Source organism: Geomonas diazotrophica, assembly GCF_018919385.1.
GTDB classification, from domain to species: domain Bacteria; phylum Desulfobacterota; class Desulfuromonadia; order Geobacterales; family Geobacteraceae; genus Geomonas; species Geomonas diazotrophica.
In genome coordinates this window covers 137,929-151,286 of sequence record NZ_JAHLMF010000009.1, presented here as the reverse complement: position 1 = coordinate 151,286, position 13,358 = coordinate 137,929, and the positions used below count along the sequence as shown (strand labels likewise).

13 protein-coding genes and 1 tRNA gene are annotated in these 13,358 nt (G+C 56.5%); 4 read left to right on the top strand and 10 right to left on the bottom strand.

The genetic code is table 11. The features are described from left to right. Positions 1 to 2 precede the first annotated feature (2 nt). From KOM00_RS12265 to KOM00_RS12255, 3 genes are all read right to left on the bottom strand, one after another. Positions 3 to 1,475: a type I restriction-modification system subunit M gene (locus tag KOM00_RS12265; RefSeq protein ID WP_216499207.1), complete on the bottom strand. Its 1,473-nt coding sequence runs from the start codon at positions 1,473 to 1,475 to the stop codon at positions 3 to 5. A gap of 32 nt (positions 1,476 to 1,507) precedes the next feature. After that, the gene (locus KOM00_RS12260) at positions 1,508 to 3,799 is read right to left on the bottom strand and encodes a type I restriction endonuclease subunit R (RefSeq protein ID WP_216499206.1); all 2,292 of its coding nucleotides are present in this window, start codon (positions 3,797 to 3,799) and stop codon (positions 1,508 to 1,510) included. A gap of 81 nt (positions 3,800 to 3,880) precedes the next feature. After that, entirely contained in the window at positions 3,881 to 5,404 is a 1,524-nt protein-coding gene (locus KOM00_RS12255; protein ID WP_216499205.1) for a sigma-54 interaction domain-containing protein, read from the bottom strand. A gap of 146 nt (positions 5,405 to 5,550) precedes the next feature. Here KOM00_RS12255 and KOM00_RS12250 point away from each other — a divergent pair, with 146 nt between their 5' ends. Further along, positions 5,551 to 5,784, top strand: a complete 234-nt coding sequence (locus KOM00_RS12250; RefSeq protein ID WP_328758434.1) for a recombinase family protein — start codon at positions 5,551 to 5,553, stop codon at positions 5,782 to 5,784. Here the strand turns inward: KOM00_RS12250 and KOM00_RS21035 are convergent. After that, on the bottom strand, positions 5,682 to 6,059 hold the full coding sequence (locus tag KOM00_RS21035; protein WP_407931687.1) for a recombinase family protein: 378 nt from the start codon (positions 6,057 to 6,059) through the stop codon (positions 5,682 to 5,684). The genes KOM00_RS12250 and KOM00_RS21035 overlap by 103 nt on opposite strands. A 244-nt stretch (positions 6,060 to 6,303) precedes the next feature. Then, positions 6,304 to 6,379: transfer RNA gene (locus tag KOM00_RS12240), tRNA-Asn, on the bottom strand. 450 nt (positions 6,380 to 6,829) lie between these two features. On the opposite strand from KOM00_RS12240, the gene KOM00_RS12235 reads away from it, so the two are divergent. From KOM00_RS12235 to KOM00_RS12225, 3 genes are all read left to right on the top strand, one after another. Further along, positions 6,830 to 7,459 (top strand): cation transporter, encoded by a 630-nt coding sequence (locus tag KOM00_RS12235; protein ID WP_216499204.1) that lies wholly within the window; start codon positions 6,830 to 6,832, stop codon positions 7,457 to 7,459. A 181-nt stretch (positions 7,460 to 7,640) separates the two neighbouring features. Continuing rightward, positions 7,641 to 8,066, top strand: coding sequence for a large conductance mechanosensitive channel protein MscL (gene mscL, locus KOM00_RS12230; protein ID WP_216499203.1), 426 nt, complete (start codon positions 7,641 to 7,643; stop codon positions 8,064 to 8,066). A 78-nt stretch (positions 8,067 to 8,144) separates the two neighbouring features. Next, complete coding sequence (locus KOM00_RS12225) at positions 8,145 to 9,536, top strand: OmpA family protein (protein WP_216499202.1); 1,392 nt, start codon at positions 8,145 to 8,147, stop codon at positions 9,534 to 9,536. Positions 9,537 to 9,699: 163 nt separating this feature from the next. Here KOM00_RS12225 and KOM00_RS12220 read toward each other — a convergent pair whose 3' ends face one another. From KOM00_RS12220 to KOM00_RS12200, 5 genes are all read right to left on the bottom strand, one after another. Beyond that, positions 9,700 to 10,353 (bottom strand): hypothetical protein, encoded by a 654-nt coding sequence (locus KOM00_RS12220; protein WP_216499201.1) that lies wholly within the window; start codon positions 10,351 to 10,353, stop codon positions 9,700 to 9,702. Between the two features lie 87 nt (positions 10,354 to 10,440). After that, on the bottom strand, positions 10,441 to 11,022 hold the full coding sequence (locus tag KOM00_RS12215; RefSeq protein WP_216499200.1) for a putative metallopeptidase: 582 nt from the start codon (positions 11,020 to 11,022) through the stop codon (positions 10,441 to 10,443). Then, on the bottom strand, positions 11,022 to 11,318 hold the full coding sequence (locus tag KOM00_RS12210; RefSeq protein WP_216499199.1) for a cytochrome C: 297 nt from the start codon (positions 11,316 to 11,318) through the stop codon (positions 11,022 to 11,024). Before KOM00_RS12210 ends, KOM00_RS12215 begins: the two co-directional genes overlap by 1 nt. A gap of 138 nt (positions 11,319 to 11,456) precedes the next feature. Beyond that, positions 11,457 to 12,233, bottom strand: a complete 777-nt coding sequence (locus KOM00_RS12205) for an acyl-CoA dehydratase activase (RefSeq protein WP_216499198.1) — start codon at positions 12,231 to 12,233, stop codon at positions 11,457 to 11,459. A gap of 139 nt (positions 12,234 to 12,372) precedes the next feature. Next, positions 12,373 to 13,356, bottom strand: coding sequence for a 2-hydroxyacyl-CoA dehydratase family protein (locus KOM00_RS12200; RefSeq protein ID WP_216499197.1), 984 nt, complete (start codon positions 13,354 to 13,356; stop codon positions 12,373 to 12,375). Between the last annotated feature and the right edge of the window lie 2 nt (positions 13,357 to 13,358).

Genomic DNA, 13,358 nt, shown 5'->3' with positions numbered 1-13,358 from the left:
ACTCATTGCTCCAGTATGGATTCTAGTTCATCAAGAAGTTCGGAGATCCTGTCTTCCTTGTTTCGGATCGATTGAACTAGATCGAGCGCAGGCCTGTGCTCATAGGTATCAACCCGGTTCGGGTTTCTGGCCGAAAGGTCGTAGCCCTTGGCAACTATGTTGGCCACCGGCACCGTCCACGTGTTTTCACCCTCTACGCGCGCCTGCCACTTAGCGAGAAAATCAGGAATCTGGTTACCGACGATTGGCTTGCGCGTCTGCTTTAGCTCAAATCCATCATTGGTGAGTTCGTAATACCAGACCGAATCGGTGCCTAAGCCATTTTCATCCCGATCGAAAAAGATCACATTCGTTTTTACACCCGTGTAGGGCAGAAAGCAGCCTGCAGGAAGCGAAAGGATTGTGTGGACCTTGAACTGCTCAAGCAACTCCTTCCGCACTTTCTGATCCGGCCCGCCACGAAAAAGTACCCCCTCGGGGATTATCACAGCGGCGCGCCCCCCCTTGGCCAAATTGGCCATAATGTGCTGCAGGAACAGACATTCCGTAGCGCCACTCCGCACCCGAAAATTAGTCTGTAGCTCTTGCGACATCTTGCCGCCGTATGGAGGGTTGGCCAAGATAACCTGATATTTATCCTTTTCTGCAACATTATGACTATGAACTTCCAGTGTGTTTGTCAGCTCCAGGTTTGCCCCCTCGATGCCGTGCAAAATCATGTTCATCGAGCCGAGCAGGTACGTGAGTGGTTTAAGCTCAATCCCGTAAAAAGCCTTGTGCTGCAGATCATCCAGCTGCTTTCCGCTGAGTGTGCTGTGGCGGCGAACATGGTCGGCGGCTTCGCCTAAGAAACCTGCGGTGCCAAAGCACGGGTCATATACACGCTCTCCAGACTGAGGCCGCACTAGTTGCACCATTGCTCGAATAATGTGCCGTTGAGTGTAGAACTCACCAGCATAGCCCGCCGAGTCGGCCGCCACGCGCTTCAACAGGTCCTCGTAGATTTCTGAGAGCACGATGACATCGGTGTCGCTAGAAAAATGTAGTTTGTCCACCTGCTGAACTACTCTCGCAAAGCTTACGCCTCGCCGACTGTAGTTTCGAACATTATCGAATATACGCCGAAAGCGCTGCCCTAGGGCGTCATTGCCAAGCCCCTTTTCTGGATCGGGGCTGGTGAGCTTGATCCAGAGCTTGCCGTCGACAAACTCAAGCATTTCATCTGGATGATCAGTGTTCTTTGCCCAGTTGCTCCAAGCAAAATCACCACTTAGGCGACGCTCGTAGGGTGTATCATCAAAGGCCCCTTCCTGTTCCTTTCGTGACTCGGTTTCGTCGAAAGCCTTGAGGAAGAACAGCCAGGCAAGTTGTTCGACATAGTTACGTGCATCAACGCCCTCGGAATTAAGCTGATCGCAGGCATTTTTGACTATCTGCTGTACTTCTTGGCGGCGGTGGTCGATGTTCTGTGTCATATTTTATCCTGTGGTTGTAGAGTGCCACCGCATCATGCGGTCATCGGCACGTAAAGGTGTTTTTTAACCAACTCAAGATCAGCCTTGAGCAAAGCTGGACCACCGTAACGTTTGGTTAACGTGACGAAGCTACCGAACTGGTCCGTGAACTGCGGAGCACTGTAAGTGCGAGCCTGTTCGAGCTCATCGATGCCGAACAGGCGGTAATGGTCCAATGCTGTCTGCCAAAGGTGCGTTTTGAACCGCTGAACTTCGGGTAACAAATTTTCTCCAAGGTGGTCCATTAACCAAATCAGATCTTCGTCCCACAGCCGGTTCGCGCGGTCTACGCGGTTTGGTACACGCGGCAACTCAAAGCCTACCTTGGCTAAGATGTCTACGTCATCCGCATCGGGAAGATCGAGGTAATGCCGGAACGCTGAGGGGTAAATGTCCCGGTCACGCATGGCTTCCCGCAGTTCTTGGCGGCTGCCCTTGTCGGTCCAGATCCGCAGCAACTCGTCTAGACCTTTATGGCTTACATCCAGGATGAACTCGCGTGATTGTTCGGTGTACTCTTCGAAAGGAACCTTCCGCCCGTCGGCTAAACAGACATAGCGGTTTTCGGAAGAGATAATGACCGAGACGCCATCGCAGACAAGTTTTGGGGTGGTCTCTTCACTTTTCTTTTTTGGTTTGCTGTTACTCGCGACCGCCTTCTGCCGATTCGCAGGATGCCCATCAAATTCAGCATCCTCCAGCTGGCTGGCACCGGAGTAATCGAAAATAGTGAAGTAGCGCTTGTTTATGTCCTCACAGAGACGGGTGCCTCTCCCTTTCATCTGTTTATAGAGGATGGCGCTTCGCAACGGCCGGACAAAGACGATATTTTTCACATCTGGGGCGTCAAAACCAGTCGTCAGTAAATCGACCGTAACTGCCACCCGTGGCTTGCTGGGACCTACCACGGCGAAATTCCGCTCAAGCTGATGACTATTGCGCTCTGCACGGGTGATGCGCGCTGCAAAGTCGTTATCGCCTGCCAACCGGCGCAGCTCCTGCGCCATGAAAGAAGCATGAGTGTCATCAACGCAAAAGACAATCGTCTTTTCATTGCGCAGCTCGTACTTCCCCAAAATGTCCCACAGATCTTCAGCGATAGCCTTGGTACGGTCCGGCATTCGTATGTCCCGCTCAAAGTTAGCGGTTGTATAACGCTTGCCGTCGGGATCAGTGTAGCCGTCTTCGTCGACATTGGTGATCCGCTCTTCTAGCAAGTACGGCACAAGATAACCATCTTCAATAGCCTGCTTTAGGCTATAACTGAATACTGGATCACCAAAATAGTGTTGAGTATCACGACGCTTTTCTTCGTCGGTCAGGGCTCGCTCGCCCTCTTCCAGTTCACGCGGGGTAGCGGTGAGACCTAGTTGCAGCGCTTGCCCAAAGTGCTCCAGCACCCCGAACCAGTCCCCGAAACCAGAACGGTGACACTCGTCGACAACGACCAGGTCAAAATAATCAGGTGCGTAGTGCTCGTATACCTTCTTACCGTCGAGTTCTTCACCAAGGCTCTGGTAGTTTGCAAAGAAGATCTTGCCTACCAGGTGTTGGCCTTGGGCTACCGTCTCCTTGTCAATCTGGATGCGCTCGGAAGCAGAGTAGGCCGAAAATGCACGGTATGCCTGATCCTTCAAGCTGTTTCGATCTGTCAAGAACAGGACGTGCTCGCGCTTCAGTGCCTTCCCGTTAAGCAGTTTCCAAACCAGTTGAAAAACAGTAAACGTTTTGCCGGTGCCGGTTGCCATAAGCAATAGCACACGGTCATTCCCTTGGGCGAACTGCCACAGCGCCTTGTTGATAGCCATGTCCTGATACGGACGGACTTTTTTGCGGGAAACCTGGTCCACGTGATAGCCACCACTGAAGGCGGCTTCCCAGCGAGGCCAGTCGACCGAAAGACCCATTCGCGCGACTAACTCTTCGGGAGATGGAGGGGCATTCAACGAATCAAATTTGCCACTATCGTTGTCGGTCAAGATCCAATCATTGCCGTTAGATGAGATCGAGAACCTAAGGGAGAGGCGGCGGGCATAACGCGATGCCTGCTGCATGCCGTCTGCGGCACTCATAGTGTCGGCCTTGGCTTCAAGAATCGCCAGCGGCACACCTTTGTAACGCAACAGATAGTCGGCGATAATCGACTGCGTTTCGTCATACATCGCATCGCCCGTGAGGTTGACACGGCCCGGGCCGATCCGCAGCTGCTCCTGCCACGTCCAGCCGAGCGCGGCCAATTGCGGTTCTATGAGTTCTTTACAGGTTATTCGCTCATTACGTGCCATTATGTTCGCCTTATCTAAAGTTTGGATGGCTAGCTGGACCAGAAAAACTATCTGCGTTGAATCTGCATCAGACATGCCACTTTAATTGCGCCCATACTTTTGTAACCAATTGCTCAATGTCTGGTAGCTGCCTAAACCTAGCAAACGCGCAGCTTCTGACTTGTTTCCGTGGGTCTGGGCCATAGCTCGGTCCAGGTAGTGGCACGCTACGTCAGCAATAATGTCCGGAAGCGAGACGGCCTGAGCCAGCGACCGCCCGAGGATCGTTTCCGCCTTAGGCGCAACCGTCACGGCTAACGATTCGGCTACGTCCTGCCTGGTTATCTTGTTGCCTATTGACCAGATGCTGGCGCGCAGCAAGGCATTATGCAGCTCGCGGACGTTTCCGGGCCATGAGTGTTGAAGCAGAAGATTTCTTGCAGCAACATCCAATTCTTTATACTGGTAGCCGGGTTGGTTGGCGACTTCTTCGTTAATGCTTGCGAGCAAGGAGTCAATCAAAAGACTGATGTCACCTTCGCGCTGGCGCAAGGGTGGCAAAAGCAGGACGCCAACTGCAAGCCGGTGAAACAGGTCTTCCCGAAAGCGCCCCTCGCGAACGTCTTCTGGCAGAATTCGGTTCGTAGCCGCGATGATGCGGATATCGATTGAATTCGGTTTGGTGGCGCCGATGCGCGTCACCTCGCGCTCTTGGATTACGCGAAGTAACCGTACCTGTGAGGCCAAAGGAAGTTCACCTACTTCGTCTAGGAATAAAGTCCCACCATCAGCAGACTCGAAGTAGCCAGCACGGCCTGCTATTGCGCCAGTGAAGGCCCCCTTCTCGTGACCAAAAAGTTCAGCATCAATTAGTTCTTGGGGGATTGCCCCACAATTCACCGCAACAAATGGCCTGTTGCTGCGAGAGCTGGCTTGGTGGATAGCACGGGCAAATAACTCCTTCCCAGTTCCAGACTCCCCTTGGATCAGAATAGGGACATCCCTCAAAGAGAGTCGATGTGCCATCGCCACAACACGTTTCATAGCAGTACAGCGATGAATGATGGTGGTAAAACCTGGGGCTTCCGGCGGCAGGCCTTGCATCAGTTGTGCAAGAGCCTCATCGGCCGCTTTATCGACAATCGGCGAGAACTCTGCGGAAAGTTCGAATGGGATGTTAACCTCTTTGACTCCCTGCTCGCGAGAGGACTCGATCAGCCTAGCTGGGAAGCGCGTTTTAGCCAACAAAATCCAAATGGCGGCCATCGCTGGAGTGCCAGGGCTGAGATGAAAAGTCAGAGGCGTGGATGGGGATACGACTTTAAGTTCCTCTAGGATATCGCTTGCAGCTCGATAGATTTCCTCGAAACTTGTGGGGCTGGTCAGATTGACGAGGTGAGCTACGACAGGCAGTCCTGTCCGTTGGTTGACCCAGTCAGAATAGGAGGTTGTTTTTTGTCGACCGTGATCAGACAGCAAATGAACGGCTGAAAATGGCAATGCCTGTAGCGAGCCTAGGATTGGTCCCAAACCATCAGAGGCAAGTGTTTCGCAGGCGCGCAAATCAGTATTACCCAGCCAAGCAAGTAGGATCGGAGCAGAGCGCAAGATTCTCCACAACTCCATAAGAAATTTTGTGCCTCATTGCTGCGGGGCTAACCATATAATATGTGGCATTGCAGCGCAAGAGAAACTAATAATTATCTCGCCTGAACCTTTTGCCCTGTCAATAGGTCATGGCTTTTGATAGGTTCTGATTTATTGCTTCACAGATGGTATTGATAGGCACAAGGGAGGCAACCATGGCTGACGGGAAGGTAGTTGGATATGCTCGGGTGAGCACAATGGACCAGCAACTGGACTCGCAGTTGGACCAGCTTCTGGCTGCCGGATGCAGCAAGATTTACAGTGAGAAACGAAGTGGCGTGGACACCAGAAGACCCGAAAGTGATGATGATGGAGCTCGTGCGAGAGGGCGACACAGTGATCTGCTGCAAGTTAGATAGAATCGCACGCTGCACCCAAGATATACCTTGGTATCTGCTTTGCCGTTTCTAACAATACGGTGCACGCTGGCTATGCTTATGCCAAGAGCATCGGCGAGATCCTTCTTGTCTGGCCTTCTCCCAAAAGGGGTGAGGACTTCGGAGGTTTTCGCGCGAGCTGTGGCGACTCGCCCCTTGTATTTCCCTGCAGCCTTCGCTCGTGCGATCTCTTCCTGCTGTCGTTCAACTATCATCTCGCGCTCGAAAGTGGCGATGGCAGCCAGTATTGTCAACATGAGCTTGCCGGTAGGGGGGCGGTGTCGAGGTTGATGTCCAGGATTTTGAAGTTCACATCTTTCGACGCAAGTTCGTTGACGATGTTGAAGAGTGTCGTCTGTTCACCTGCATATTCAAGCGCAGATCAAGTTGCTGAAGGACTGCTTTTTGAGCCCAAGCTGAATTTTCTTCTGGCCTTTCCAAGATTTGAGGGCTAACGCAAAAAGGCCCACAGTTTATAAACTGTGGGCCTTTTTATGAATATGGCTCCCGAGGTAGGACTCGAACCTACGACACACGGATTAACAGTCCGCTGATCTACCGACTGATCTACTCGGGAATAAGTGCTTGATTTTACTACGCTTTTAATGCAAATGCAACTGTTTTTTGGGTCAATCTGGTAATGTTACCGGGTTTTCTTTTGGTGCTATTCCGAGGGTTTATACATACTCGGTAAACCGCTTGGGTCTAAAAACTGATCTACCGACTGATCTACTCGGGAATATCTGGTTTTCTTCGCCCTGTGCCGCGAAGAGATTACGTGTATAGCATAGCGGTTTTTGGCTGTCAATAATATTTCTGCAGCATCTATGAATCGGATCTGCCATATTTTTAATGGCAACAATCGCTCGTTTTCAGAGTGTCGGCAATTCGATTACTTGTGCCGGGGCGCAGTTCGCCCCCCTCGATAGAGTCCGAGTGGCGGCGGTCCCCGGCGTTGACATTCACTGCCGCTGCGGGATATATTCAAAAGTCTCGATACTTCCAGTTGCAGCGCAAAAGGACCCCAATGAACAGGCAACTCGAAAAGCTGTACCGGACAGCGGCGCTCCTGGCGCTCATCACCATCTTCTACAACATCCTCGAAGGGGTGGTCTCCGCCTGGTTCGGGTTCGAAGATGAATCCCTGGCCCTCTTCGGCTTCGGGCTGGACTCCTTCGTAGAGGTCATCTCGGGCGCCGGCATCTGGCACATGGTGCGCCGCCAGCGGGGGAACCCCGACCAGGCCCCCGACCAGTTCGAGCGCGGCGCGCTCAGGATCACCGGCGGCGGCTTCTACCTCCTTGCGGCGGGTCTCCTTCTTACCGCCGTCTATGATGCCTTTCACGGCCATGCGCCTACCACCACGTTCTGGGGCATCGTGGTCTCCAGCGTCTCCATACTCTCCATGTGGCTTTTGATCCAGCAGAAGGTCAAGGTGGGGAAAGCGCTCGGCTCCCAGGCCATCCTGGCCGACGCAGCCTGCACCAGGGTCTGCCTCTACCTCTCCGTCATCCTGCTGGTCTCCAGCGCCGGCTACTACCTCACCGGTATCGGCTGGCTCGACTCGGCCGGAGCCCTCGGCATCGCCTGGTTCAGCTTGAAGGAGGGGAGGGAGGCCTTCGGCAAGGCAAGCGGTATTCCCTGCTCATGCAGTTGAAGTTCTGCCGGTTAGCCGGAGGCTGACCCCGACTTCATCCCCCCCCTTGCAACATGCGCCGGAGCGACCGCGCTGCTAACCGGGCAAAAAAGAATCGGTTTTTCTTGCACCCTGTGTAAAGGGTGGTAGCCTTTCTCATGTGTTTTGGCTGCCATCGTTTTAACGAGGAGGGTGCTTCGGAATGCTAAAGGAATTCAAGCAATTCGCTTTGAAGGGAAACGTTCTTGATCTCGCAATCGCAGTCGTCATCGGCGCAGCCTTCGGCAAAGTTGTAAGCTCTTTCGTCGCTGACATCATCACCCCGCCCATCGGCAGGCTCCTCGGCAACATGGATTTTTCCTCCCTCTTCATCAACCTCTCCAACACGCCGGTGCGGTCCGTGGCTGAAGCCAAGGCCGCGGGTGTACCGGTCATCGCCTACGGCCTCTTCCTGAATTCGGTCTTCGACTTCGTCATCGTGGCCTTCGCCCTTTTCCTGTTGGTGCGGCAGGTAAACAGGCTGCTCCCGGCGCCGGCGGCACCCGTGACCACCAAGGAATGCCCCCGCTGCTGCAGCATGATTCCGACCAAGGCAACACGCTGCCCCAATTGCACATCCGACCAGTAGTAGGAGCTGAACCAACCGCGAACACCGGGAAAATAGCAGCCACAACATAGAATCCTAAACAAACAGAGGAGGTGTCAGATGAAAAAGTACCTGCTGTTGCTTGTTCTGGTTCCCGCATTGTTGTTCACCCTGTGCCCGAAGGCGCGCGCCGAAATAAAGGCGCAAAGCTTCTCCCTCTCACCCTTTGTCGGCGGCTACACCTTCATCGGCAAAGAACACCTGGAGACCGCACCTGTCTTTGGCTTGCGCGGCGGCTACAACTTCACCCAGCACTTCGGCCTCGAGGCGGTGTTCGACTACGTCCCCACCGAAGGGAAGAGCCACAGCAACATCGGCGACGTCGACGCGTACAACTACCATCTCGACATGCTCTATCACTTCATGCCGGACCGGCAGTTGGTCCCCTACGTCGCTGCCGGCTTTGGCGGGCAGTCCCGCGAAGCCGCGGGGGAACACGAGACCAGTCGGGCGGCTTTCAATTACGGCGCCGGCCTCAAGTACTTCCTCACCGATGCGCTGGCCCTTCGCGGCGACCTGCGGCACCTGATCCTCAGGGAGGACGGCGAGTCCTACCACAACCTGGAGTACACCGTCGGGGTTGATTTCATGTTCGGCGGCGTGAAGCAGGCGCCTGCGGTCGCGGCCAAGCCGGCGCCCGAACCGGAGCCGGTAGCGCAGCCGGCCCCCGCAGAAGAGCCGCCGCTGGAGCCGGTACCCGCGGCCGAACCGACCCCGGGGCACTACAAGTACTGCGTCACCCTGCACGGCGAGTTCGACATAGGCAAGGCCGCCATCCGCCAGGAGGACAAGGACCAGATCGGCGTCGTCTGCGACTTCATGAAACAGTATCCGACCACCACGGCCGTCATCGAGGGGCACACCGACAACGTGGGCGCCCCCGAGTACAACCTCGACCTCTCCAAGCGGCGTGCACAGGCCGTCGTCGACTACATGGTGGCCAACTGCGGCATCGACCGCTCCCGTCTCGAGGCCCGCGGCTTCGGCATGGCGCGCCCGGTGGCATCCAACGCCACCGACGAAGGGCGGCAGGCGAACCGCCGCATCGAGGCTATTATCGACTGTGCCTTCGACGTGAAGGAGGTCAAGCCTCCCGAGCGTCTCTGCATGGCCCTGGTGGTCGAGTTCGATACCGGCAAGGCGAACATCAAGCCCCAGTACAAGGATGAAATGGCGAGGGTTGCCGATTACATGAAGAAGTACCCGACCACCACCGCGATCATCGAAGGGCATACCGATAACGTCGGCGGGTTCGAGTACAACATGAAGTTATCGCGGGAACGTGCCGAGAGCGCGGTGCAGTACCTGGTCGACAACTTCGGCATCGAGAAGAGCCGCCTGACCGCCAAGGGGTACGGCTACACCAGGCGCATCGCTTACAACAGCACCGCCGAGGGGCGCGCCAAGAACCGCAGGATCAACGCCATCATCGACTGCGTGATCAAGAAGTAGGTTAAGGCAGAGATTAAGACAAAGATTAAGACAAAGATAAAGATAAAGGTTGAGAAAACCGGAACCGTCTTGCTATCGGCAAGAGGGTAAAATAAAAGGGGAGGCCAGACGGCTTCCCCTTTTTCTCTGCTCTCTCGATTCTTATCTTTGTCTCAATCCGCGTTTACCCGATCTCCTTGACGATGAACCGCTGCACGCCGCGCAGCATCTCGTCCACGTCGGCGGTGCGGTACCTTTCCCCCTGCCCGGCCAGGAAGTCCGCCTTCATGTAGCACCAGTCCTTTACCCGCTGGTAGGTCCCCACCTGGTACGCCTTCGCCTGGTAGAGCGCCTCGTTCATCTCGTCGGTGCTTCCGGCTGCGATCCCCTTGCTGGCGCATATCAGCATCAGCACCTGCTCCAGTAAGACCGAGGCCAGGATGCAGGCGGTGTGGTTGTCGCCGCGCTTCAAAAATTCGGAGGTCCTGCCGCCCAGGTACTCCAACACCGCATGGTCCAGGAACAGGCGGATCTCGGTGAGCCCTCCCCCTTCGTACTCCTCGCGGGCGGACTGCACGATGGCGCGGCAGTTGTCGAAGCTTTCCTTGTAGGTGATGTTGATGATCTTGGAGTAGATGGACTGGAAGTTGCGGTAGTAGGCGCTTTCCTCGCCGAAGATCTGCTGCAGAAGGCTCAGCGCCGAGTTGGCCCAGTCCTGGAACAACTTCGAATCGACGGTGGCGGCGATGTCGTTTATGAGCTGCGAAGAACTAACCTTTTTCGCCTTCTCGGCGAGTTCCTCGAACTTGCGGGTGACGGTGTAGTCCAGTTTCAGCATGACGTCTTGCCCCCTTTGGGGTCTGCGGATCTGTGTATTTCTGCCAACTTATAGTTTTGCAGGTGAAAAGTCAAGAATGGCTTGCCGTCAGGCCGGCGTGATGCTGATGCGGGGAGCTTGCAGGCGCCGGGCCACGATGGCGCCGTGCCGCGAGCGGAGCGCAGCCAGGTTCCCCTCCAGAAAGCCCAGTGCGGACCGGTCCGGGATCCCCTCCAGGTAGCGGTCCACCAGTTGTCCCATCAGGAGATTGTAGTTCTTGGTCGAGGAGCCGTGGGCGTAGTTGCGGCCGGGGAAGCGGCGGATGTCGCCGTCGCAGGCAGGGGAGATGTGGTACAGCTCGTGGAAGATGGTGATCATCTTCTCGCGGAAGGAGAGTTCCAGGAAGCGGGGGACCAGGAAATAGATGACGTAGAGCATCTCCTCGCCGCGGTGGGTGATGCTGGGCATGGTGCAAAGGACGCTGCGCCTGCCGCGCCGCGCCTTGACCGACCTCTCGCCGCCGGCAAAGCGCAACGGGTGGATCTTGGCCAGGCTGCCGCCGCGGCCGCTCCTGCCGGTGGAGACGCAGACCAGCAGCCTCTCGGGAATGATGTGCTGCAGCTCCGGGGTGCGGAGCGTGATGTCGTAGATCAGCCGCTCCAGCTCCCCGGTAAGGTTCAACGTGGTCATTACACTCCGGCCAACTTAAGCTTGTGGCAGAACAGGCAGCGCATCGGCCCGTCCTTGGGTTTCACGGGGTGTTTCGGGGGGAAGGGAATGCCGCCCGGGTCGGTGTTGTGGCAGGCCGGGCAGCCCTTGTCGGCCTCCATCTTGCTGCCGGTCTTCTTGAACAGCTCGTAGGAGGGCTTGTGGGCGTCATCCAGGGGGACGCGCTTGGTCTTTTCCTCGCCGGAAATGACGTAGAAGATGAGAAAAACGGCAGCGATGATGCCGATGAAGATCCAGTCCTTTTTGCCGATACGCATGTGCCCTCCGGAATAAAATCTAGCGGCGAGGTTAAACGGGCCGCGGCGAAAATTCAAGAGAAAAAGCGGGGGGGTGGGGACCGGGGAATAGGGGGTGGAGAAAACCTTGCTTCCGCCAATTAGCCCCTGGCCCCGCCTCTATCCTTGCGAGGCGCAGCCGATGGCGCCGTTGTGCTGCGGATGCTGAGGTATCACGACCTCCATGCCGCACTGGGCCCGCAACAGGTTCACCATGGCGCCGTTGAGCGCGACCCCGCCGGTGATGACCAGGGTGTCGGAGGGAAACCGCTTCAGCATCGGCATCACCCGCTTCACCAACGTGAGGTTGACGCCGGCGCAGAGCCTGGAGGCCGGGTAGCCGCGCAGTATCTGGCCGATCAGCTCGCTCTCGCCGAAGATGCCGCAGGTGGCGTCGAGAGCCACCGGATCCTCCGAGTGGGAGGAAAGCTCGTCCAGGGTGACCTCGAGGACCGCCGCCATGTTTTCCAGGTAGCGCCCGCTGGAGGCGGCGCACTTGTCGTTCATGACGAAGTCGGTGAGCCTGCCCGCCACCACCTGGGCCACCTTGGTGTCCTGTCCCCCCATGTCCAGCAGGGTGAAGTTGGCGAGCCCGGTCTGGGTGCGCGCGCCGGCGACGTGGGCCTTGATCTCGGAAATGACCCGCGCCCCGTGCAGGTTGATGCTGTTGCGGCCGTAGCCCGTCACCGTGATCTGCGCCTGTGCCAGTTCCTCGGCACTGAAGATGCCGCTCCCCAGGAGGTCGAGCGACAGCTCGTCGTTTACGATGCTGCCGTACTTCTTGTAGAAGGCGATGGTGTCGAGGTCCGCCAGCTTGACGATCTCGCTGCCGCGCATCAGGGCGAACTTGGCTTTCCTGCTCCCCAGGTCTATTCCTATTTTCAACGTGTCTGACACCTGAATATGTTCTCCTGTCACTGCCCGCCGCTCCGCGCTATCCGGGAAACATCCGGAGCGGTTTTATCTTGTGGTGCTGCTTGCCAATTGCAGAGGCCATTGTATATTTGGTCACGGGTTTGGCACAGTCGAGGGATTGTCAGCTACGTTCCTCGAGCAATTCCAGAAACCCTTCCAGCCTGATCTTCGTCCTGGCATCGACGTCACCCGGTTTGTCACCTTCGAGCGTCAGAATCGGGAGCTTGATGCTCTTTCTGAGCACCATGTCCTCTATCTGCCTGAAGCAGAAGGATTGCACATAGTGGATCACCCCGTCCACCTTGCGTTTCTCCAGTTCACGGCTTATATCGCCGATCCGGTGGAAGATGTCGTAGGGGTAGCTGTAGGCGCGGTACTGTTCCACCAGGTCCTCGATTCCGTAAGGCATGGAGAACTGCCGCTGGGTCTCGTTGAAGACGACGCGGGCGCCCACCTCCTCCACGAAATCATAGAGCCCGGAAACGATCGGGGGGACGCCGAGGTAGGCGAGCCTGATCGGCTCCCTGCGCTCCGGCCTTTGCGCCGCTTGCGCCAGGAAGGCGTCGACCTCGGCCTCGAATGCATCGAGGTCGCCGTTCATGTCGGAGGTGCAGACCTGGAAGTAGTGGTTCTCCTCGCCGGTCACCCGGTTCTCCTGCCAGGTGAGGCGGTCGATCTCGTGCACCTTCACCCTGATCCGGTCCAGGCGCTTTTTCGCCTCTTCCACCTCGGGCCAGCCGACGCCGAAAACGGACATCAGCTTCTCGATCTCCGCCTTGAGCGGTGCGGCTTCACGGCCCGCCGGATAGGCGAAGGGATAGACCCGCACCCCGTTCAGCGAAAGGACCTCCATGAGGGCCTTGGTGTAGCTGCAGTCCCCTTCGGTCACCGCGATCATCTCCTTGACGCCGCTGGCGACCACGGCGCCGTAGATACCCTTGATCCAGGCGCAGACGTTGCGGGGGAAGCCGGTGAGCTCGGCATCTTCTATCAGTGAGGCTTTTTCGGGGTGGGTGATGAAGACGTTATTGAGATCGATGGGGACCACGCCCGCCGCAACCAGTACTTCCAGCGGGATGGTGGTGGTAAAGCCTACTCTGCGCAAAA

Excerpts from the sequence above, each read along its gene's own strand:
- KOM00_RS12255 (WP_216499205.1), bottom strand. The coding sequence starts at position 5,404 with ATGGAGTTGTGGAGAATCTTGCGCTCTGCTCCGATCCTACTTGCTTGG.
- KOM00_RS12220 (WP_216499201.1), bottom strand. The coding sequence starts at position 10,353 with ATGCTGAAACTGGACTACACCGTCACCCGCAAGTTCGAGGAACTCGCC.
- mscL (WP_216499203.1), top strand. The coding sequence starts at position 7,641 with ATGCTAAAGGAATTCAAGCAATTCGCTTTGAAGGGAAACGTTCTTGAT.
- KOM00_RS12235 (WP_216499204.1), top strand. The coding sequence starts at position 6,830 with ATGAACAGGCAACTCGAAAAGCTGTACCGGACAGCGGCGCTCCTGGCG.
- KOM00_RS21035 (WP_407931687.1), bottom strand. The coding sequence starts at position 6,059 with ATGTTGACAATACTGGCTGCCATCGCCACTTTCGAGCGCGAGATGATA.
- KOM00_RS12250 (WP_328758434.1), top strand. The coding sequence starts at position 5,551 with ATGGTATTGATAGGCACAAGGGAGGCAACCATGGCTGACGGGAAGGTA.
- KOM00_RS12260 (WP_216499206.1), bottom strand. The coding sequence starts at position 3,799 with ATGGCACGTAATGAGCGAATAACCTGTAAAGAACTCATAGAACCGCAA.
- KOM00_RS12225 (WP_216499202.1), top strand. The coding sequence starts at position 8,145 with ATGAAAAAGTACCTGCTGTTGCTTGTTCTGGTTCCCGCATTGTTGTTC.
- KOM00_RS12215 (WP_216499200.1), bottom strand. The coding sequence starts at position 11,022 with ATGACCACGTTGAACCTTACCGGGGAGCTGGAGCGGCTGATCTACGAC.
- KOM00_RS12265 (WP_216499207.1), bottom strand. The coding sequence starts at position 1,475 with ATGACACAGAACATCGACCACCGCCGCCAAGAAGTACAGCAGATAGTC.
- KOM00_RS12210 (WP_216499199.1), bottom strand. The coding sequence starts at position 11,318 with ATGCGTATCGGCAAAAAGGACTGGATCTTCATCGGCATCATCGCTGCC.